A 244-nucleotide genomic window follows, 5' to 3' on the forward strand; every position below is an offset into this window, starting at 1 on the left:
CTCTATCAGGCGGCTTCTGACCGGCAAAAAGCGCTGGCACAGCAGTGGCTGGCACTGCTGGGGATGGATAACGGACAGGCCGATGCGCCGTTCCACTCGCTTTCATGGGGACAGCAGCGGCTGGTGCTGATTGCCCGCGCGCTGGTTAAGCATCCGACGCTGCTGATTCTGGATGAGCCACTACAGGGGCTCGACCCGATTAACCGCCAGCTGGTGCGGCGCTTTGTCGATGTGCTGATTGGCG

General features: G+C 61.9%; 1 protein-coding gene. It reads left to right on the forward strand.

Annotation, left to right across the window (positions count from 1 at the left end; all coding sequences use genetic code 11):
* The coding region (locus SB765_RS32805) for an ATP-binding cassette domain-containing protein (RefSeq protein WP_410932915.1) at window positions 1-244 on the forward strand (244 nt) is incomplete at both ends.

The organism is Pseudomonas sp. SIMBA_067 (genome assembly GCF_046534675.1).
GTDB lineage: Bacteria > Pseudomonadota > Gammaproteobacteria > Pseudomonadales > Pseudomonadaceae > Aquipseudomonas > Aquipseudomonas putida.